An 18,802-nucleotide genomic window follows, 5' to 3' on the forward strand; every position below is an offset into this window, starting at 1 on the left:
GGGCGCTTGAGCCCTTCCATCTTTCGCGATCCGGCCGGCAGCATGGACAAACATCTCATGAGCACAACCGGCCCGCGTCTGCGTATCGCACCGTCCCCCACCGGCGAGCCGCATGTCGGCACTGCCTATACCGCGCTTTTCAACTATCTCTACGCCAAAAAGATGGGTGGCTCCTTCATTCTGCGTATTGAGGATACGGACGCTTCGCGTTCAACGCCGGAATACGAGAAAAACGTGTTGGATGCTCTGAAATGGTGCGGTCTTGAGTGGTCGGAAGGGCCGGATGTCGGTGGACCTTATGGCCCTTACCGTCAGTCGGATCGCAAAGATCTCTATCGCCCCTATGTCGACAAGCTGGTCGAAGATGGTCACGCTTTTTATTGCTTCTGCACACCGGAGCGGCTGGAGCGGATGCGTGCCGGTCAGCGCGCCGAAGGCCGAGCACCGAAATATGACGGCCTTTGCATGCATCTCAAGGCAGACGAGGTCAAAGCTCGCATTGAAGCCGGGGAACCGCATGTTGTGCGCATGAAAATCCCGGAAGAAGGGTCCTGCAAGTTTACCGATGGTGTCTACGGTGATGTCGAAATCCCGTGGGATGCCGTGGATATGCAGGTTATCCTGAAGGCAGACGGCATGCCGACCTATCATTTGGCCAATGTGGTTGATGACCATCTGATGAACATCACCCATGTTGCCCGTGGTGAGGAATGGCTGGCATCCGTGCCGAAGCATATCCTGCTTTACAGGTATTTCGGCTGGGAGCCGCCGCAGTTTTTCCATCTGCCTCTGATGAAAAACCCGGACAAGTCGAAGCTGTCGAAACGTAAGAACCCGACCTCGATTTCCTACTACTCAGCGCAGGGCTATCTGTCAGAAGCGCTGATGAACTTCCTCGGCCTGTTCTTCATCCAGATCGCCGAAGGCGAAGAGATGATGGATATGAACGAGCTGATCGAGAAGTTTGACCCGGACAATCTGAACAAGGCCGGTGCGGTTTTCGATACGCAGAAACTGGAGTGGCTGAACGGCCGGTTCATTCGCGAGCGTCTTTCAGAAGATGACTTCATCATGCGTGTGGCGGAATGGGCCGCTGAAAACAGCCGTTTGAAAGACGGGTTGAAGCTTTCGCACAGTCGTGTCGCAAAGCTCGGCGAACTGCCCAATCTGATGGGCTTCCTTCTGGCATCCGATATGGTGCCGGCGCCCGAAGCGTTTGCGAAAATCAAGAAAACCAGTCCGGAAGAGATTTTGGAAATTCTAAAAGCGGTTCAGCCCGTGCTGGAAAAGCTGGTCGAATGGAATGCTGAAACCGTAGAGCAGGCATTGCGCCAGCTTGCCGATGACATGGAAAAGAAGCTGAGGATCGTTGTCGCGCCGCTGTTCGTGGCCATGTCCGGTTCATCACGCTCGCTGCCTTTGTTTGACAGCATGGCTGTGCTTGGCCGCGCCGTTGTGCGCCAGCGGTTAAAAACGGCAGAAGGCGTTGTCGCAAAGATGGTCGCAGAAGAGGCAGGTAAGTAAGATGAACAAGAAGACCGAAGAACAGGCTCTTTCCTCTGACGCCACGGAAGTGCGTGCCCAGAAACTGGAATTACTGCGTGAAAAGATTGGTGACGTTTACCCGGCACATTTTCACCGCACCATCACCAATGCGGAACTGGCTGAAAAATATGCCGACCTGCCTGACGATACGATCACCGAAGATGTCGTCACCGTGGCGGGCCGTGTCTATTCCATGCGCAATTCCGGTATGTTCGTTGACCTGCGTGATGCCTCCGGAAAAATCCAGATCTTCTCGCATAAGGAAACGACGCCGGAAGAGGTGCGCGAACTCTGGTCGCTGGTTGATCTGGCCGACATCGTTGGCGTGACCGGCGTTGTCCGCCGTACCAAGCGCGGTGAGCTGACGATCAATGCCCAGCAACTGACCATGCTGACCAAGTCGCTGAAGCCGATGCCGGAGAAGTATCACGGGCTTGCCGATATCGAGACGCGCTATCGCCAGCGCTATCTCGACATCATGAGCAATGATGACAGCAAGCTGCGTTTCATTCAGCGTTCGAAAATCCTGTCCGGTATTCGTCGTTTCCTGGAGGGCGAGGGCTTCATGGAAGTTGAAACGCCGATGCTGCAGTCGATCTATGGCGGCGCCTCTGCCGATCCGTTCAAGACGCATCACAATGCGCTGGACATCGACATGTATCTGCGGATTGCGCCGGAGCTTTATCTCAAGCGCGTTCTGGTTTCAGGTCTCACCGACAAGGTTTTCGAGGTCAACCGGAACTTCCGCAATGAAGGTGTTTCCACCCGGCATAACCCTGAATTCACGATGATGGAGTGCTACTGGGCCTATGCTGACTACGAAGACATGATGGGTCTTGTTGAGCGGTTGTTTGAGACCCTGGCTGTTTCTCTGCACGGCGATTCGGCAGTGAAATTCGGCGAGCTGGAACTCAACTTCAAGGGGCCGTTTAAACGGGTGCCGATGCCGGAAGCTGTCAAGGACGCGACGGGCATTGATTTTCTTGCGATCGATAATGACGAAGATGCGCGTGAGGCCACGAAGGCTGCCGGTTTTGAAATCGAAGATGACTGGACGTGGGGCGAGTGCCTGTCTTTCATCTTTGAGGAAAAGGTGGAAAGCACGCTCCTGCAACCAGCCCATGTCACGCACTTCCCGAAAGATATTTCACCCTTTGCCAAGGAAGTGCCCGGTGAGCCGCGCCTCGTCGAGCGTTTCGAGACTTATGTCAACGGCTGGGAAATGGGCAATGCCTTTTCCGAACTGAATGATCCGGTTGAGCAGCGCCGCCGTATGGTTGAGCAGCTGGAGCAGGCGCATGCCCGCGGTGAAATGGAAAAGAAGCTGGATGATGATTTCCTGAATGCCATGGATCACGGCATGCCACCAGCTGGCGGCCTTGGCATTGGCATCGACCGCCTGATCATGCTTCTGACAGACGGCCCGTCGATCCGCGATGTGATCCTGTTTCCTGCGCGTCGTCAGAAGGACTGACACTTTCTTGTGTCTCTAAATCATAGAAGCCCGGACGGTTTCGCCCGGGCTTTTGGTTTTTACGTGGCTTTAGCGCACTGTTTCGCGGAGCGCGGTGTCGAGGTCAGCTCTGCCCAAAAGCGTGCAATAGGCTGGCCGGTCGCGTTCAAAACGCCAGCCCGCAGACAGTGGACCGACATCGATACTGTCAAAGCCAAACTCTTCGTAGAGCTCTGCCACCAGCGCCTTTGCGTCCTGGTCATCACCGGCCAACGGAAGTGCTACGCGGTCCGTGGCTCCTTTGGGACGGGATTTTTCGTCCAGATCGATCATGCGGACAGCGTTGAATGCCTTGACGACGCGCGCAGCCGGCAGGTGCGCTGCCAGCATTTCGCTTGTGGTCGTTGTGGCATTATCGAGGGCTTCGATCCGGCCATCGCGTTCTGGATAGTAGTTGACCGCGTCGATTGCGATTTTTCCGGCAAAAGCGGACGCGGGCAGTGTCTTGTAGGCTAAAAGAGGGATGGCGATGATGACAATCTTGCCAAAGGCAATGGCCTCATCGACCGTCCCGACCTCGCAGCCGATGCCACTACTCAAGCTGAAAAGGGTATGAGGCCCGCGTGAGTTGCTGATCATGACCTGATGGCCGACTTCCATGGCTTTCGTGCCGAGAATCCGCCCGACAAAGCCCGCACCAATGATTCCTATTTTCATGACTGTTTCCCTTCAAATGAACGATGAAAGGGTTTTAATACTCTGGTATTTGTTGATAAATGCCGGATATAAATGGTCACTAACAACTCAAAGGGGATAATTGTGGACCGGCTTACCAGCATGGCCGTGTTTGTCAAAGTGGTCGATCTCGGCTCTTTCGTTGCGGCAGCCAATGAGACGGGCCTGTCGCCGCAAATGGTCTCCAAGCATGTGGTTTTTCTTGAAGACCGTCTGGGTGCGACGCTTTTGAACAGGACCACACGCAAACAAAGCTTGAGTGATATTGGCCGCGCCTATTATGAGCGCTGCAAGATCATTCTCGGCGAGGCAGAGGCAGCTGAAAGCCTTGCATCCGATATGCGACGCCATCCGAGGGGCCTGTTGCGCGTCAACGCGCCAAAGACTTTCGGATCGCTCGTTCTCGCGCCGATGGTGACGCGGTATCTGGCGCGTTTCCCTGATGTCGAGATTGATCTCGTGCTGGAAGATCGCTTCGTCGATCCTGTAGATGAGGGCTATGAAGTGGTTATTCGGATCGGCAACGTCCCTGCACCGGGCCTTGTTGCTGTGCCGCTTGCCCCGTACCGGATTGTCGTTTGTGCAGCGCCCGATTATCTCGCCCGTTTTGGAGAACCGAAGAAGCCTACCGATCTGATGCATCACCAGTGTCTGGTTTTCGGCCAGAGCGCTTTGTCCAGGCCCAGTTGCTGGCACTTTTATGAGGATGGCAAAGAGACGGAAGTCAATATTTCCGGGCGTATTCGCAGCAATGACTGGCTTACGCTGATGCGTGCCGCGGTGGAAGGCTATGGGATCGCGCTCGGGGCGGAGTTGATCATGAGGGACGAATTGGCGGCGGGGCGGCTGGTTCAGGTTCTGGACGGGTATGATGTACCGATACGCCCGGTCAATGCGTTTTACATTGCCGGGCGAAGACCGACGGCCAAGGTCAGAAGTTTTCTGGATGCAATGGTTGAGGCCTTCGGCCCGGAAGGCTAGTGGCGTATTTCGCCCTATTACAGTGTGCCTATGCCTTGGCTCTGTAAGCCTCCGGAATTTTGAAAGTTTCGTCAGCCCGGTAGTAGCCGCCGTCCTTCACCTCTTCGATCAGCACCATCGTATGCGGGCGCGCTGCTTCGGAAAAATACTCGGTCAGCATCTCGGTGACACGGTGGCCGATCTCGGCCTTTTGATCGCTTGTAAGCGCCGCTTCCGGAGTTTTGATGTTAACAAATGGCATATCTGCAATCCTTCCTGGTTGAGAATAAAATCGGGTTAGACCAAGCCGCCATTGACACGGATGACCTGTCCGGTGACGTAACGTGCTGCATCGCTCACCAGAAAGGCGACCACATCGGCGATATCGTCCGGTTCGCCCAGGCGGCCGGCAGGGATCGTGCCGGTCAGGCGATCGATCAGTTCTTCACTCTTGCCGTTCAGAAAGAGCTCTGTCGCCACCGGGCCGGGGGCGACGGCATTCACGGTGATTTTGCGGGCAGCGAGTTCCTTTGAGGCGATGTGGGTCATCGTTTCAACGGCTGCCTTGGTTGCCGCATAGACGCCATAGGCCGGTAGTTTGGTGCCGACGACACTGGTCGAAAAATTGACGATCGTACCGCCATCAGCCAGCCTGTTTGCAGCCTCGCGAAGGCCGCGGAATGTGCCGCCGAAATTGACCGCGACTTCACGTTCGAAGCGCTCATCATCGAAGTCTTTCAATGGGGCAAGTTCGAGTACACCGCCATTATTGATGAGGATATCGACCTTGCCGAACTGCTCTTCGGCGGCATCAAACAGGGTTCTGATGCCCTGTGTGCTGCTGATATCAGCCTGGATTGCGACGGCCTTGCCACCTTCGTTGCGAATGCTTGCTACAACGTCGTCTGCGGACCTGGCGCTGTTGGCATAGTTGACGATGACGTTCGCGCCGTCGCCGGCAAGTCGTTGGGCGATTGCTGCCCCGATCCCGCGCGAGGCACCGGTGACGATAGCTGTTTTGTGACCCGTCATGTTTGTCTCCTTTCAAACGTCGATAGCCGGAAAATAATCAGCTATGAACGGGAAACAATGCGATAATAATTGACATTATAATTCGCAAGATGCGAACAATCCTTCATGGACAAGCTTGACCGAATGCAACTTTTTGCCCGCGTCGTGGAACGAGGCAGTTTTTCTGCGGCAGCGCATGACCTGGGGCTGGCGCGCTCGACGGCGACAGAAGCAATCAAGTCCCTTGAGGCCGGTCTCGGTGTGAGGCTGCTTGAGCGCACGACGCGGCATGTAAAGCCCACACTTGACGGTGCCGCCTTCTATCGGCGCGTGATTTCTATTCTTGCGGACGTCGAGGAGACCGAAACTGCGTTCCGGGATAGCAGTCCACGTGGCCTTCTTCGCATTGATGCGCATCCGCTTTTAACGCAGACATTTCTGCTACCGGCGCTTCCGGCATTTCTGGCGCAGTATCCAGAGCTCAATCTGCATTTCGGACAGGGAGATCGCCTTGTCGATCTCGTTCGCGAAGGTGTCGATTGTGCAATTCGTGCCGGTGAGCTGGAGGACTCCAGTATGATTGTGCGCCGTCTTGCGACATTGAACGAAATTACGTGTGCCAGTCCTTCTTATCTCGCGGCTCACGGAATGCCGCGCGCACCTGACGATCTGTCAGGACATCAGGCGGTCGGGTTTGTTTCCTCACGCACAGGGGAAGTCATGCCGCTGGAGTTTACATCAGGCGGACGTGTAGAGTTCGTTCATCTGCCCTGCCGGGTTACAGCCAATAATTCGGATACGGCAGCAGAGCTTGCAAGGCTTGGCTTCGGATTGGTGCAGGCCCCGCACTATCGCTTTGAAGATGACCTGAAAAGCGGAAGGCTGATTGAGGTGTTGCCCGATTATCCGCCATCGCCAACGCCGCTTTCGGCGGTCTATCCGCAAAATCGGCAGATGTCCCCGCGCCTCAGAGTGTTTCTGGACTGGGTTAGCGATCTACTTTCCAAAGCTTCGATTTAGCGTTGCGATTTTTCCTATCAGTAAGATGAAATTTACGTAACTGTTCTTGTGAATTGACCGGTCCGCACACACATAAAAAAGACAGAACGCAAGATAGAGGAGGCATCCATGGCAGAGCTTCAGAACAAGGTTGCAATTATCACAGGCGGCTCCGGCGGTATTGGTGTTGCCACGGCAAAGCGAATGCTGGCCGAAGGAGCCAAAGTTCTGTTGGTGGACATCGATGAGGAGGCTTTGAAGGAGGCCGTTTCGTCACTTGGCGATGGGGCTGATTACTTTGTCGCAGATGTAACCGACCCGGCGCAGGCGGAAGCCTACGTAAAGGCGGCAGTCGACAAGTTCGGAAAGCTCGACATCTATGTCGGTAATGCCGGGATAGAGGGTGTCGTGAAACCGATTACTGAATATCCGGTAGAAATGTTCGACAAAGTGCTGGCGGTTAATGTCAGAGGCCTGTTCCTTGGCCTGAAATTCGCAATGCCGGAGCTGAAGAAAACCAAGGGTAACGTCGTGTTGATGTCTTCGGTTGCCGGTCTTGGCGGAACACCGGATGTCTCTGCCTATATCACCTCAAAACATGCCGTTGTCGGCCTGATGCGCACTGCAGCCCTTGAGGGCGCGCGCGATGGTATCCGCGTGAACTCGATCCACCCGTCGCCGGTTGAAACCCGGATGATGCGCTCGCTGGAAGAAGGCTTCGCCCCCGGCAAGGGCGAGGAAGCCAAGAAAGGTCTTGCCGCCGGTATTCCGCTGCAGCGCTATGCCGAACCGGAGGAGATTGCAGACGCGGTCCTGTATCTGGCCAGCGACCGCGCGAAATTCGTCACCGGTGTCCGCCTGCCAGTCGATGGCGGCATGACGGCTGAATAAATATTCGACAAGCTCTCCCGCGGCGCCATGCTGCGTATGTGAGGCCCGGATTGCGCTTTTGCGATCCGGGCCTTCGTTGTTCTTGTCAGAGTGTCGGCCAACTGGAGATTGGCCCGCGCCAGCTTTCGTAGGTTTTGGCAATCGCCATGACGCCAAGGTCATCAAAGCGCGGTCTGACAATCTGCAGGCCGATTGGCATACCGCTTGTCGAGAAACCGCAGTTGATCGAGGCGGCTGGCTGCTCACCCATATTCCAGGGCAGGGTGAAGGCGATATGTTCAAACGGGCGCTGAGGATCATTGGTCGGCGAGGCCCAGTCTGCCGGATAAGAGACGTTCGGGTTTACCGGCGAAAGCACAGTATCGACTTTCTGGAACACGGCGGCACAGGCATCGCGCATTGCCATTGTCGCATCAAAGCCTTTGACGACATCAAGCGGGTTGGCGTCGCCACCGGCTTTGGCCCAGTCGAAGATGTAGGGCAGGATTGACTGGCGATGCTCTTCCGTCAGCTTCAGCATTGTCCCCCAGAAGCGCGCGCGCCAGAAGACGTCAAGTCCATCCAGCCATTCCCGTTTCAGCACCGGTGGTATTTCGATGATCTCTGCACCTGCGGCCTCAAACTGTTGTGCGGCAGTAACCACAGCCGCTTTCACATCCGGCTCGGCATCGATGCCGCAGCCTGCATCCAGCATCAGACCGATTTTCATGCCTTTGACGTTTGCTGGTGGCACATCCCAGTCAAGCGCCTGATAATCAACCGACGTGGCATCGCGCCAGTCCGGCCGGGTGATGGTCGGCATGACCATGACAGCATCATCCACGGTGCGGGTCATCGGCCCGGCGCAGCGCCCGGTGTAATAGGGATGGATCGGAATGCGGCCAAGCGTTGGTTTGAATCCGAAAAGTCCTGTCCAGCCCGCAGGAAGGCGTACCGAACCGCCAATATCCGTACCGATGTGCAGCGGACCGAAACCGGCTGCGCCAGCTGCGGCTGCCCCGGCTGATGAGCCACCGGGGTTTTGAGAAAGGTCCCATGGATTGCGGCTTAAATGATGAAAGGTGGAAAGACCGGAAGACAGCATGCCGTAATCCGGGCAGGTCGTCTTCGCAAAGATGATTGCACCGTCTTCCTTTAGTCGCGCAGCGGTCGGTGCGTCTTCGCTGGCCGGTGTCTTGTCTGTGGCAGCTGTGCCCTGTGGCACGGGATCGCCCTTTGTGGCGATCAGTTCTTTTACGGTGACCGGCACCCCATCCAGCGGACCGGTGGTTTCACCATTCAGCCAGCGGGTTGTCGAGGCTTCGGCCTGCTTCAGTGCCTCATCCGGCTTGAAGGCATAAAGCGCGCAGACTTTCGGTTCCACAGCTTCAACGTGGCTGATCAGCCAGCGCATATATTCGGTGGGGCTCGTGTCACCGTTCTTGTAGGCGTTTAAAAGGTCGCGGGTATTCATTGCGGAAAATTCGTTCATGTTCGAAATCCGGTTTCAAAAAGATAAAAGTGATGTTTCAGGTCAGGCGTTTTTCGCGCACTAAGTTGGCGGCGGCTCACCGGCATGGCGCTTGCGGCGGCCAATCCGCTCCAGCGTCGGTTCAGCAGATAAAAGGCGCTGGGTATAGGCCTCACGCGGGGCATCGAGAACCTGACGCACAGGACCGTTTTCAACGAGCTTGCCTGCCTGCATCACCGCCACATTGTCGCAAATTTCGTCGACAACGCCGATATTGTGGGTGATGAACAGCACCGACACGCCATGATGATCGCGCATGTCACGGATGAGTTTGAGGATTTGCGCCTGCACGGTCAGGTCGAGCGCAGAGGTTGCCTCATCGGCCACAATCAGCTTTGGCCGGGTAATCAGTGCGCGGGCAATGGCGATGCGCTGGCGTTGACCTCCGGAAAATTCATGCGGATATTTGTCCATATCGCTGGCTGAAAGTCCGACTTCCTCTAAAAGAGCGCCAACACGATCGCGCCGGTCCTTGCCGGTGGGGGCGCTGGCTTCCAGATGGAGTGGCTCGGCTATAATGCGCGAAACCTTGTGGCGCGGATCGAGCGAACCATAAGGGTCCTGAAACACCATCTGAAAATTGGCCCGGAACCGGCGTAGTCTGGCTACCGTCAGCGCGAAGATATCTTCGCCCTCAAACAGAATATTCCCGGAGGTCGGCTTGTCGAGCGCCATGACGATACGGGCCAGCGTTGACTTGCCAGAGCCGCTTTCACCAACAACGCCCAGGATTTCGCCTTTGTCGAGCGACAAAGAAACATTGTCGACAGCGCGCACGGTCGCGTCGCCCAGCCCGAACTCACGCGAAAGACCGATGATTTCCAGCAGCTTGCTCATGGTGCTTCTCCCGGTGCAGGCGACGTGAAGTCCAGCCCGGCTCTTGCGCGGCGTGGCAGAGCCGAAAGTAGCTTGCGGGTATAGTCATGGCCGGGCTGGCGCAGTACGCGCTCTGTCTCACCCTGTTCCATCTCGTTGCCACGATACATCACCAGTGTGCGATCAGCGATCCGCGCGATGACGCCGAGGTCATGCGAGATCAGGATCAACGCAATGCCAAGCTCACTGACAAGGTCGTCCAGAATGTCGAGAATTTCAGCCTGCACCGTCACATCCAGAGCGGTGGTCGGCTCATCGGCAATCAGCAGGTCAGGCTTGAGCGCAAGAGCAATGGCGATGCCGACCCGCTGGCGCTGCCCGCCGGACATCTCGTGCGGATAGGATTCAATGCGGCGCTTGGCATCCGGGATCTGCACCATGTCCAGAAGCCGCAAGGCTTCGGCTTGGGCTTCCGCCCGGCTGATAGAGCGATGCAGTCTCAGGCCTTCGGCGATCTGGTTGCCAACGCGCATGGCCGGGTTCAGCGCCGTCATCGGTTCCTGAAAGATCATGCCGATCTTGGAACCGCGCAACTGACTGAGCCTTTTCTCCGGCATTTTCAAAAGATCATCGCCATTGAACAGTATTTCGCCGGTGGGTTTTGCTGTTTTGGGAAGAAGCCCGATGGTTGCCAGCGAGAGAACCGACTTCCCGGAGCCGCTTTCACCGACGATACCTAGGGTTTCACCTTTGTCGAGCGACAGCGAAATACCGTGAACCACTTCAGTCGGCGAACCGCTTTCGTTCTGAAAACTGACCCTGAGGTCGCGGATGTTGAGCATCATGTTGCCTGCCTCCGTCTGGGGTCGGTGAGATCGCGCAGGCCATCGCCCAGAAGGTTCAGTCCAAGCACGGCAATGCAGATGGCAAGGCCGGGGGCCAGCACCATATGTGGCGCAGTGGAAAGATAGGTCTGGGCATCGGCCAGCATCCGGCCCCAGCTGGGGGTCGGTGGGGCAACGCCAAGGCCAAGAAAGGACAAGCCTGCTTCGGTCAGAATGCCAAGACCAGTCTGGATTGCAATCTGCACGATAATCTGAGCTGCAATATTGGGAATGACATGTTCAACGGTGATCCGCGTGCCGCCCTTGCCGGCCATGCGTGCGGCAAGAATATAGTCCCGCGCCCAGATTTGCAGAGCAGCCGAACGGGTAACGCGGGCGAAAACCGGGATCATGAAGAGCGCGATGGCCACAATCGTCGTCAGCGGGCCGCCGCCGAGAATTGCGGCGAGGAGAATGGCTGAAAGCACAGGTGGAAATGCGAACAGAACATCGTTGAAACGCATGACGAGCGCTTCAAAGCGACCACGGCGGGCGGCCGCGGCAACGCCCAGAACAGTGCCTGCCGTTCCACCAATGGCAATGGCCGAAAAGGCAATACCAAGTGAGGTCCAGGCACCGGCCATGATCATGGAAAGTTCATCGCGCCCAAAGTGATCTGCACCCAGTATGCCGCCGACACCGGGGCCTTTCAGGCGGTTGGGTATATTGATCGCGGTTGGATCGACCGGTGTCCAGAACCGGCTTAAAATGGCCGCGGTGACAAGAACAGCCGTGATAGAACCGCCGATGATAAGGGCCAGGGGTATCTTTTTCATCGCCGCGTCCTCAGTCTCGGGTCGAGCACAGTGTAAAGCGCATCGACTATGAAATTGACGACCATGACAATGGCAGCGAAGAACAGAACCACATTCTGGATCACGATCAGGTCACGCTGGGCAAGCGCCTGATAGGCCAGCGTTCCCATGCCGGGAAGCGTGAAGACGTTTTCAACCAGAACGGCACCTGCGATCAAAACCGAGATCTGCATGCCAAGCATGGTGACGACCGGGATCAGTGCGTTTGGTACCACATGTCGCCACAACGCATGAGAGGGGGAAGCGCCCTTGGCGCGGGCGGTGCGGACAAAATCCTCGTTCGTGATTTCGATCACGGCAGCGCGGGTGACGCGGGTTAAAACCGCAGCCTGCGGAATGGCCAGTGCCACTGATGGCAGGATGAGCGCCATCAAGGCAGGCCAGAAACCGGCTTCCCAGCCCGGAAAGCCACCGGCGGGAAACCAGCCAAGCGTCAGCGCAATGCCCAAAATCAGCAGAAGACCGATCCAGAAATTGGGTACGGCAATGCCGATCTGGGCGAAGAGCGAGGCGAATGCGTCAATGATGCCGTTGGGTCGTGCTGCGGCCAGAACGCCAAGCGGAAGCGAAATGGCGACAGACAGAAATACGGCAAGGCCGGTCAGTGGCAGAGTGACCATCAACCGTTCACCGATCAGGTCGGAAACGGGCGTGCGATAGGTGTAGCTTTCGCCGAGATTGCCCTGAAGCAGACCGGTGAGCCAATCGAGATAACGCACAAAAAACGGCTGATCGAGGCCCATTTGTTCGCGCAGTGCCGCAAGCGTGTCGGGTGCCGCAGATGTGCCGAGCATGATCTCGGCCGGATCACCTGGCACAGCCTCCATGACCAGAAAAATGACAAAGGAAATCACGAGCAGGGTGAGGATCAGCCCTGCCAGCGATCTGGTGATATGACGCATCTTGAAAAAGTCCTTCGGGATTGCTGCCGATGGGCTGTTGCCCGCCACGGGCTTTGTGGGGCGGCGGGCAGCAACAAGCTTACTCGCTCCAGTAAACGTCGGTTACGTCATTGGAAGGAACCGGCTCATTGGTCCAGAGGCCTTCAAGGCCCGCCTTCCATACGCCGATTTTGGGCCATGCGTAGAGGAAGAGGGCCGGCACATCATCGGCCAGAATTTCCTGCGCCTTCTTGTAAGCGGCAAGGCGCTCTTCTTCGGTTGTCGCATTGGCGATTTCGGCCATCGTTGCATCGAAATCGGGGCTGCTGTAGTTGAAGTAGTATGGGTCACGGGCATAAATGCCGATATCAAGCGGCTCGGCATGGCCAATAATGGTCATGTCGTAATTGGTGTCCTTGAAGACATCCTGAATCCATTTTGCCGGAAACTCCGAGCTTTCAATCGTCATCATCACGCCGATCTGGGCGAAATAGGCCTGCATGATTTCGGCGGCACGTTCAGCATAGGCCCGGTTCGGCACTTTCATCGTGAAGGAGAAGCCATCCGGATAACCCGCTTCGGCCAGCAGGTCTTTTGCTTTCGCCGGATCATAAGGCAAAACGCCGCTCAGATCTTCAAAGCCGGCATCAGATGGTGAGAAGTGGCTGCCGATTGGCGTGCCGTATCCGGCATTGGTGGCATCAATGATTGCCTGACGGTCAATTGCCATCATCAGCGCCTGACGGACCTTCACATTGTCAAACGGCGCTTTGGTGTTGTTCATCCCAGCCACAACTTCCATTCCGGTTGTGCCGATGACGACGTCGAAGTCGTTGTTGCTTTCAAACTGGGCCACGAGTTCAGGCGCGGTGAATTCCGGAATCGCATCAACACCACCGGACGTCAGCGCTGCGGCTTGCGCCTGCGGGTCTGCGATGAAGCGGAAAGTAACCTTGTCGAGCTTCGGCGCTTCACCCCAGTAATCATCGTTTTCGGTCAGCGTAACCTCATTGCCCTTCTTCCAGCTGGCAAATTCGAACGGGCCGGTACCGACAGGTTTCGTTGCATTTTCCGGTGCGCTTTCGGGCTCCACCATCACGGCGGAGGGGAAGCCAAGCCAGTAAAGAAGGTCGGCAGACGGTTTTGAAAGATGCAGAACCAGCGTGTCGCTGTCCGGTGCCTCTGTGTTTTCAATCGCGGCATAAAGTGACTTCTGGCCGTTGATGGAATCCGGCGCGATAATTCGATCAATGGTGAATTTCGCGGTTTCCGCATTGAACGGCTGGCCGTTCTGGAAGGAAACGCCATCACGCAGATCAAATGTGTATGTCAGGCCATCTTCAGAAATCTCCCAGCTCGTCGCCAGTTCCGGCTGGACTTCGCCGTCTTCATCGATTGTCACCAGCCCTTCAAACAGGTTCTGCCAGACGACCTGGCCAATGGCGACGGGGGCGGCCGCTGTCGGGTCAAGGCCCGAGGGCTCGATGCTCATGCCCAAGGTAAGGTCTGTGTGCGGCTCGGCCATGGCACTGCCTGCTGTTGCAAGACCAAGGGCAGTCGTTGCGGCAAGAAAAAGCTGGAGATTGCGTTTCATAGAGCGATGGTCCCTGCTGATGGTTTTTGAGAAGATTATTATCGTTGTTGTTTATAGACTGCCTGAGGTCTGAGTGTAAACGCAATGACAATTATTAGCGCACAGTGCATTCAAAACCGTTGCACTTATTGTCCCGCATCCTGCACAAGCCGGGCTTGTGCAGGCAGAAATTCCTCCAGAAAATCAGCAAGCCTTGCGGCAGCAAAACTTGGTGCCGTGGTTCTGGCGCGGCCCAGTTGCAGATCCGTGGCGATTTCATTGACGCTGGAAAAAGGGCGCGCGACCAGTTCGCCCGCCTCGATTTCGCGCATGACCGACATGGCTGGCAAAACCAGAACCGCCGCACGATGGCGTGCCAGCTCCTTTTGCAATTCAAGGGAAGAGGTGGTGAAGGCGGTATCCACTGGCTCAAAACCGGCAATGCGCTGACTATGATCGAAAGTGCGGCGAATGCCGAATGATCGGTCCGGCATGGCAAGCGGATGCTTGCGTATCGCTTCCAGCGGGATTTCGGCCAGGCTGGCAAGCGGATGGTCCGGTGCCATGACCGGCTCGTGGCGTACCCGCAGTTTAAAACGCACATCCATTTGTGCGTCCGGGGGTGAAAACATCGTCACCGCCATATCCGTATTGCCGCTTAAAACCGCGTTCATGGCCTCCTGCGCGGAGGAGACGGTCACCTGTATCGTTACGGCCGGGTAGAGTGTGTAAAATTCCGCCAGAGCCGGCGCAAGAATGGCGTTTATGGCTGCACCGTTGACGTGGATTGAGACGTTGCCGCGCTTGAGGCCGCGCAGGTCATCAATCACCTGCCGAGCGTTTTCCAGATCGCGCATCATCGAGCGTGATCGCGCAGCCAGAAGCTCTCCGGCGGCTGTCAGCATGATGCCCCGTGCACCACGTTCGACAAGCGGAGCACCGAAATAATATTCGAGATTTTCCAGCTGGCGGCTGATGGCCGTGGGGGAAACGCCGAGTGTTTCAGCGGCCTGACGGATTGAGCGCGAGCGCACAAGCTCGTTGAAATAGGTGATAGCGTGAAGCTGCAAGCCATGGTCTCCCGGTGAATATTCCGGGACCTATTTGAACGATGCCGGAAAGCGCAGGCAAGTGCTTTATTCTGAGCCTGCCTCAAGTGCGCGGCGAAGATTGCCGCCAGCGTGTTTGAGCATTGCTTCCGCCTTTTCAGCCGCAACGCCGTATTTTACCATCACCGTTGCGGTCTTGATCGAGCGCCCACCGGCTTCAAGCGCTGCAGATGCTTTGACCAGATCGCAGCCGGTCAGCGTGGCAACCATCTCTTCAGCGCGCTTGTGCAGCTTGGCATTGGTTGGTTTCATCTCAACCATCAGCCCCTGATAAACATAGCCAAGCCGGATCATGACAGCCGTGGAAAGTGTATTCAGTGCCACTTTCTGGGCGGTGCCTGCCTTCATGCGGGTGGAGCCTGCCACAAATTCTGCGCCGGTTGGCAAGAGGATGGAGAACTGAGCCATTTTACCGACAAGGCCGTGTGGATTGTTGAAAATAGCGACGGTGACACATCCGGTCTTTTCGGCATATTCAAGGGCCGATGCCACATAAGGGGTGTTGCCGGAGGCTGCGACACCAATGAGCACATCGTTGTTTGAAAGTTCGACGGCGTTCAGGTCGGCAATGGCAGCGTTGCGGTCATCTTCGGCGCCTTCCTTTGCCACCAGAAACGCGTCCTTGCCACCGGCCATCAGGCTGATGGCGCGCTCTGGAGGAAAATTATAGGTCGGCGGCAGTTCCGCGGCATCCAGCGTTGCCAGACGCCCCGATGTTCCGGCCCCGGCATAGATGATCCGGCCGCCGTCTTCGAGCTTTGCACAAATGGCGTCCGCCGCATCTGCAATGACAGCCGATGCGCTCTGAACCGCTGCGATGGCGGAGAACTGACCTTCAATAATGCCATCAACCAGATCATTCACCGGCCATTTTTCAATTGTTGCGTAGCGTTTGGAGCTGGATTCGGTTGTCGACTTCATGGATTCGATCCTGCGTGGCATGTGATGGTTTAGAATTCTTCAGAGAAGATCGAGCGTGCCAGTTCGGCAGCCCCTTTTGCCTGGTCAAGCCTGGGGAAACTGGCTTCACCGTTCAGTGTCTTGCTGATGGTTTCGCGAATGATCGGTGAAAGGCCCAGAACACCGCCGATAAAGGCGACAGGATGATTGCCGCAACGTTTGATCAGTATATTGCCGAGGCGTGCGAGTTCTTCTCCGGCCTGTTGCATAAGCATCAGGGCAAAGGGATCTCCGGCTTTGGCTGCCTCTCCGACGGCCTTTGACAATGCGCCGATCTTTCCACGGTCACCGCTATAAATATAGGCCCTGATATCTGACCAGTCACCCCCTCCGGCGGCGGCATAGAGCGCACCGGCCAGCACGGACATATCACCCGGTGTACCTGTTTCATCCAGTCTGCGATAAAGCGCTCTTAAAGCGGCAAGAGCGATCCATGCGCCGGAACCGGCGTCATCGATCAGTGTGCCACGCCCGCCGATGCGCAACAAATTGCCGCCCGTGTCCAGATGTATGGCAATGGACCCGGTGCCGGCTGAGACAAGGTGGCCTGTGCCGGGTGCAAACAGACTGCGATAGGCAAGCTCGATATCGTCACTGATGAAGATGTTTTCACTGGCAATATCAATATGACTGCGAATGATCGCGACGATTTCATCGCGCGCGCGGGCGCCATAACCCGTCAGGCCGAAGGCGGCGCCATGAACGGGACCGGCGATGGCGTTGCCGACCTCGCCAATTGCCTTATCAAGAGCTTCGCGAATATCGGGCGTGAAGATCAGCGCGGTCGCACCGCTTGCCTTTCCCTCGGAAAGCACTGCGCCCGTCTGATCGACGAGGCAGAAGCGTGAAGCTGTGCCACCGATGTCACCGCCCAGATACCGCTTGCTCGTCACTTGATCGCTCCCGAGGTCATGCCATTGATGAACTGGCGTGAAAGAATGATGTAGAGCAGGGTGATCGGCGCGGCAGCGAAGGTGAGGCCGGCAAACAGAACGCCCCAGTTGGTTGTGTACTCACCCATAAAGCCGGTCAGACCTTGCGGCAGGGTTTTCAGCGATTCATTCTGAAGGAAGATCAGAGGAAAGAAAAAGTCGTTCCAGATCGGCACAAGGTTGTTGATGGCGGCGATCACCATGGCAGGCCTGGTGAGCGGCAGCATGACCGACCACATGATCCGGGCTTCCGATGCGCCATCCATGCGCGCTGCATCTTCCAGTTCTCCGGGAAGGGAGCGGATAAAGCCGGTCATGATGAAAACCGCAGAAGGCAGGCCCATGGCGACATAGATCAGGATCAGTGAAAGTTGGGTATCCAGCAGGCCGAGGTCGCGCATCAGCACGAACAGCGGGATTACGGCAAGCTTCAGTGGCAGCGTCAGACCCGCCAGAAAGAACAGCAGGATGAAGCTTGAGCCTTTGAACTCGTAGCGTGCCAGCGCATAGGCCGCCAGAGTTCCCAGCACGAGAATGGCCAGAATGGCCGAGCCGGTGATCAGCAGCGAGTTGAAGAAATAGCGGACAAAATTGGTATCCGTCCATATCGCCACAAAGTTTGAGAAATCAGTGAAATCCGGAAGCGAAAACGGGTGACGGAAGATCGTCATCGTTGGCTTGAAGGCTGAGAATACCATGATGACGATCGGCGCAATCATGATGAAGGAATTGGCGATCAGGAAAATCTGCAACAGACCATCACGGCCGAAGGTGCGCAGAAACTGGGATTTTTCGGAGTAATGCGTCGAACTCAAAGCTCAATCTCCCGGCGGCGCAGGAACAGCGTCATGGCGGTTGCAAAAACCGTGATGAATATGAAAACGAGGGCGGCCAGGGCGCTGCCGTGGCCAAAATCTGCCACACCGGTGGAGGGGCTGCCGAACGCCAGACGATAGAAATAAAGCGCCAGAACATCGGTGTTTCCGTATGGTGAGCCGAGCAGGTCTTCCATCACATAAGGCAGTTCGAACCAGTTGAATGAGCCGATAAACTGCAGCACGAAAACGATGGTTGCCGCCGGGGCCACAAGCGGCCATATGATCCTGCGGATTTTCACCCATTCACTTTCGGTTTCCATGCGCGCAGCGTCGTAAAGCTCGCTGGGGATGCGCTGCATGGCGGCCAGAAAGATCAGGGTCGGGAAGCCGACCCAGTGCCAGGCATTGACAAGAATGAGCGAGCCGAGCGCGGTATCGGCCTGCCCAAGCCATGGCTGTGCCCATGCGGAAAGCCCGACCATCTTCAGCGTCTGATTCACGATACCGAAGAGCGGATTGAGGAACAGCTTCCAAAGATAGCCGACGATGACCGTGGAAAGCACGACCGGCAGAAAGACTGCGATCCGATGAAAGCGGGCCAGCGGGAACTCACGCCATAAGGCGTATGCCAGAAAGAAGGCCGCGCCGTTTTGCACGAACATCAGCGTGAAGAACACAATGACATTGTTGATGAAAGCGTTGCGCACCGTGCTTTGATAGGGCTCGCGAAACAGCACATCGGTGAAATTCTGGAACCCGACAAATTCGCCTCGCGCCAGACCGTTCCAATCGTAAAAAGCATAAGCGAGCGCTGAGACAATCGGATAGGCGACAAAAAGGATCATCACGGCCAATCCTGGCAGAATAAGGCAGCTGATCCACAGGCCGCGCGGCGTGGGTCTTAAGTACG

19 protein-coding genes are annotated in these 18,802 nt (G+C 56.5%); 5 read left to right on the forward strand and 14 right to left on the reverse strand.

Annotated elements, in window-relative coordinates; all coding sequences use genetic code 11:
* Nucleotides 1-57 precede the first annotated feature (57 nt).
* Both gltX and lysS read left to right on the forward strand, forming a co-directional pair.
* Nucleotides 58-1,524 carry a glutamate--tRNA ligase gene (gene gltX / locus EDC90_RS09360; protein WP_132310833.1) on the forward strand — a complete coding sequence of 489 codons (1,467 nt, stop codon included), beginning with the start codon at nucleotides 58-60 and terminating at the stop codon, nucleotides 1,522-1,524.
* A 1-nt stretch (nucleotide 1,525) separates the two neighbouring features.
* The gene (gene lysS / locus EDC90_RS09365) at nucleotides 1,526-3,019 is read left to right on the forward strand and encodes a lysine--tRNA ligase (protein ID WP_132310835.1); all 1,494 of its coding nucleotides are present in this window, start codon (nucleotides 1,526-1,528) and stop codon (nucleotides 3,017-3,019) included.
* A gap of 69 nt (nucleotides 3,020-3,088) precedes the next feature.
* On the opposite strand, the gene EDC90_RS09370 is transcribed toward lysS, so the two are convergent.
* Nucleotides 3,089-3,715: an NADPH-dependent F420 reductase gene (locus tag EDC90_RS09370; RefSeq protein WP_132310837.1), complete on the reverse strand. Its 627-nt coding sequence runs from the start codon at nucleotides 3,713-3,715 to the stop codon at nucleotides 3,089-3,091.
* Nucleotides 3,716-3,817: 102 nt separating this feature from the next.
* Between EDC90_RS09370 and EDC90_RS09375 the strand changes: the two genes are divergently transcribed.
* Entirely contained in the window at nucleotides 3,818-4,714 is an 897-nt protein-coding gene (locus EDC90_RS09375) for a LysR family transcriptional regulator (RefSeq protein WP_132310839.1), read from the forward strand.
* 28 nt (nucleotides 4,715-4,742) lie between these two features.
* Here the strand turns inward: EDC90_RS09375 and EDC90_RS09380 are convergent, their stop codons facing one another.
* Together EDC90_RS09380 and EDC90_RS09385 are read right to left on the reverse strand one after the other, a co-directional pair.
* The gene (locus tag EDC90_RS09380; RefSeq protein ID WP_132310841.1) at nucleotides 4,743-4,955 is read right to left on the reverse strand and encodes a tautomerase family protein; all 213 of its coding nucleotides are present in this window, start codon (nucleotides 4,953-4,955) and stop codon (nucleotides 4,743-4,745) included.
* A 35-nt stretch (nucleotides 4,956-4,990) separates the two neighbouring features.
* Nucleotides 4,991-5,725: an SDR family oxidoreductase gene (locus EDC90_RS09385; RefSeq protein WP_132310843.1), complete on the reverse strand. Its 735-nt coding sequence runs from the start codon at nucleotides 5,723-5,725 to the stop codon at nucleotides 4,991-4,993.
* A gap of 105 nt (nucleotides 5,726-5,830) precedes the next feature.
* Between EDC90_RS09385 and EDC90_RS09390 the strand changes: the two genes are divergently transcribed.
* Nucleotides 5,831-6,724: a LysR family transcriptional regulator gene (locus EDC90_RS09390; protein WP_132310845.1), complete on the forward strand. Its 894-nt coding sequence runs from the start codon at nucleotides 5,831-5,833 to the stop codon at nucleotides 6,722-6,724.
* A gap of 108 nt (nucleotides 6,725-6,832) precedes the next feature.
* Nucleotides 6,833-7,594, forward strand: a complete 762-nt coding sequence (locus EDC90_RS09395; protein ID WP_132310847.1) for an SDR family NAD(P)-dependent oxidoreductase — start codon at nucleotides 6,833-6,835, stop codon at nucleotides 7,592-7,594.
* Between the two features lie 85 nt (nucleotides 7,595-7,679).
* On the opposite strand, the gene EDC90_RS09400 is transcribed toward EDC90_RS09395, so the two are convergent.
* From EDC90_RS09400 to EDC90_RS09450, 11 genes are all read right to left on the reverse strand, one after another.
* Complete coding sequence (locus tag EDC90_RS09400) at nucleotides 7,680-9,065, reverse strand: amidase (RefSeq protein WP_132310849.1); 1,386 nt, start codon at nucleotides 9,063-9,065, stop codon at nucleotides 7,680-7,682.
* A 60-nt stretch (nucleotides 9,066-9,125) separates the two neighbouring features.
* Nucleotides 9,126-9,941, reverse strand: coding sequence for an ABC transporter ATP-binding protein (locus EDC90_RS09405; protein ID WP_132310851.1), 816 nt, complete (start codon nucleotides 9,939-9,941; stop codon nucleotides 9,126-9,128).
* Nucleotides 9,938-10,765 (reverse strand): ATP-binding cassette domain-containing protein, encoded by an 828-nt coding sequence (locus EDC90_RS09410; protein WP_132310853.1) that lies wholly within the window; start codon nucleotides 10,763-10,765, stop codon nucleotides 9,938-9,940. Before EDC90_RS09410 ends, EDC90_RS09405 begins: the two co-directional genes overlap by 4 nt.
* Nucleotides 10,762-11,580 carry an ABC transporter permease gene (locus EDC90_RS09415; RefSeq protein WP_165972797.1) on the reverse strand — a complete coding sequence of 273 codons (819 nt, stop codon included), beginning with the start codon at nucleotides 11,578-11,580 and terminating at the stop codon, nucleotides 10,762-10,764. The genes EDC90_RS09410 and EDC90_RS09415 overlap by 4 nt, the downstream gene beginning before the upstream one ends.
* Nucleotides 11,577-12,521, reverse strand: a complete 945-nt coding sequence (locus EDC90_RS09420) for an ABC transporter permease (protein WP_132310855.1) — start codon at nucleotides 12,519-12,521, stop codon at nucleotides 11,577-11,579. Before EDC90_RS09420 ends, EDC90_RS09415 begins: the two co-directional genes overlap by 4 nt.
* A 79-nt stretch (nucleotides 12,522-12,600) precedes the next feature.
* On the reverse strand, nucleotides 12,601-14,094 hold the full coding sequence (locus EDC90_RS09425) for an ABC transporter substrate-binding protein (protein WP_132310857.1): 1,494 nt from the start codon (nucleotides 14,092-14,094) through the stop codon (nucleotides 12,601-12,603).
* 125 nt (nucleotides 14,095-14,219) lie between these two features.
* Nucleotides 14,220-15,143, reverse strand: a complete 924-nt coding sequence (locus EDC90_RS09430; protein WP_132310859.1) for a LysR family transcriptional regulator — start codon at nucleotides 15,141-15,143, stop codon at nucleotides 14,220-14,222.
* Nucleotides 15,144-15,209: 66 nt separating this feature from the next.
* Nucleotides 15,210-16,103 (reverse strand): N-acetylmuramic acid 6-phosphate etherase, encoded by an 894-nt coding sequence (locus EDC90_RS09435; RefSeq protein WP_132310861.1) that lies wholly within the window; start codon nucleotides 16,101-16,103, stop codon nucleotides 15,210-15,212.
* Nucleotides 16,104-16,132: 29 nt separating this feature from the next.
* The gene (locus EDC90_RS09440) at nucleotides 16,133-17,035 is read right to left on the reverse strand and encodes an N-acetylglucosamine kinase (protein ID WP_165972798.1); all 903 of its coding nucleotides are present in this window, start codon (nucleotides 17,033-17,035) and stop codon (nucleotides 16,133-16,135) included.
* Nucleotides 17,032-17,889 carry a carbohydrate ABC transporter permease gene (locus tag EDC90_RS09445; RefSeq protein ID WP_207903882.1) on the reverse strand — a complete coding sequence of 286 codons (858 nt, stop codon included), beginning with the start codon at nucleotides 17,887-17,889 and terminating at the stop codon, nucleotides 17,032-17,034. The genes EDC90_RS09440 and EDC90_RS09445 overlap by 4 nt, the downstream gene beginning before the upstream one ends.
* Nucleotides 17,886-18,737 carry a carbohydrate ABC transporter permease gene (locus EDC90_RS09450; RefSeq protein WP_245511007.1) on the reverse strand — a complete coding sequence of 284 codons (852 nt, stop codon included), beginning with the start codon at nucleotides 18,735-18,737 and terminating at the stop codon, nucleotides 17,886-17,888. The genes EDC90_RS09445 and EDC90_RS09450 overlap by 4 nt, the downstream gene beginning before the upstream one ends.
* Nucleotides 18,738-18,802: the final 65 nt, after the last annotated feature.

The sequence above is a fragment of the Martelella mediterranea genome (assembly GCF_004342225.1).
Classification (GTDB): Bacteria; Pseudomonadota; Alphaproteobacteria; order Rhizobiales; family Rhizobiaceae; genus Martelella; species Martelella mediterranea_B.

What these genes read in the sequence shown, in the direction of transcription:
- gltX (WP_132310833.1), top strand. Translation starts at nt 58, where the DNA reads ATGAGCACAACCGGCCCGCGTCTGCGTATCGCACCGTCCCCCACCGGC.
- lysS (WP_132310835.1), top strand. Translation starts at nt 1,526, where the DNA reads ATGAACAAGAAGACCGAAGAACAGGCTCTTTCCTCTGACGCCACGGAA.
- EDC90_RS09370 (WP_132310837.1), bottom strand. Translation starts at nt 3,715, where the DNA reads ATGAAAATAGGAATCATTGGTGCGGGCTTTGTCGGGCGGATTCTCGGC.
- EDC90_RS09380 (WP_132310841.1), bottom strand. Translation starts at nt 4,955, where the DNA reads ATGCCATTTGTTAACATCAAAACTCCGGAAGCGGCGCTTACAAGCGAT.
- EDC90_RS09385 (WP_132310843.1), bottom strand. Translation starts at nt 5,725, where the DNA reads ATGACGGGTCACAAAACAGCTATCGTCACCGGTGCCTCGCGCGGGATC.
- EDC90_RS09390 (WP_132310845.1), top strand. Translation starts at nt 5,831, where the DNA reads ATGGACAAGCTTGACCGAATGCAACTTTTTGCCCGCGTCGTGGAACGA.
- EDC90_RS09395 (WP_132310847.1), top strand. Translation starts at nt 6,833, where the DNA reads ATGGCAGAGCTTCAGAACAAGGTTGCAATTATCACAGGCGGCTCCGGC.
- EDC90_RS09400 (WP_132310849.1), bottom strand. Translation starts at nt 9,065, where the DNA reads ATGAACGAATTTTCCGCAATGAATACCCGCGACCTTTTAAACGCCTAC.
- EDC90_RS09405 (WP_132310851.1), bottom strand. Translation starts at nt 9,941, where the DNA reads ATGAGCAAGCTGCTGGAAATCATCGGTCTTTCGCGTGAGTTCGGGCTG.
- EDC90_RS09410 (WP_132310853.1), bottom strand. Translation starts at nt 10,765, where the DNA reads ATGATGCTCAACATCCGCGACCTCAGGGTCAGTTTTCAGAACGAAAGC.
- EDC90_RS09415 (WP_165972797.1), bottom strand. Translation starts at nt 11,580, where the DNA reads ATGAAAAAGATACCCCTGGCCCTTATCATCGGCGGTTCTATCACGGCT.
- EDC90_RS09420 (WP_132310855.1), bottom strand. Translation starts at nt 12,521, where the DNA reads ATGCGTCATATCACCAGATCGCTGGCAGGGCTGATCCTCACCCTGCTC.
- EDC90_RS09425 (WP_132310857.1), bottom strand. Translation starts at nt 14,094, where the DNA reads ATGAAACGCAATCTCCAGCTTTTTCTTGCCGCAACGACTGCCCTTGGT.
- EDC90_RS09435 (WP_132310861.1), bottom strand. Translation starts at nt 16,103, where the DNA reads ATGAAGTCGACAACCGAATCCAGCTCCAAACGCTACGCAACAATTGAA.
- EDC90_RS09450 (WP_245511007.1), bottom strand. Translation starts at nt 18,737, where the DNA reads ATGATCCTTTTTGTCGCCTATCCGATTGTCTCAGCGCTCGCTTATGCT.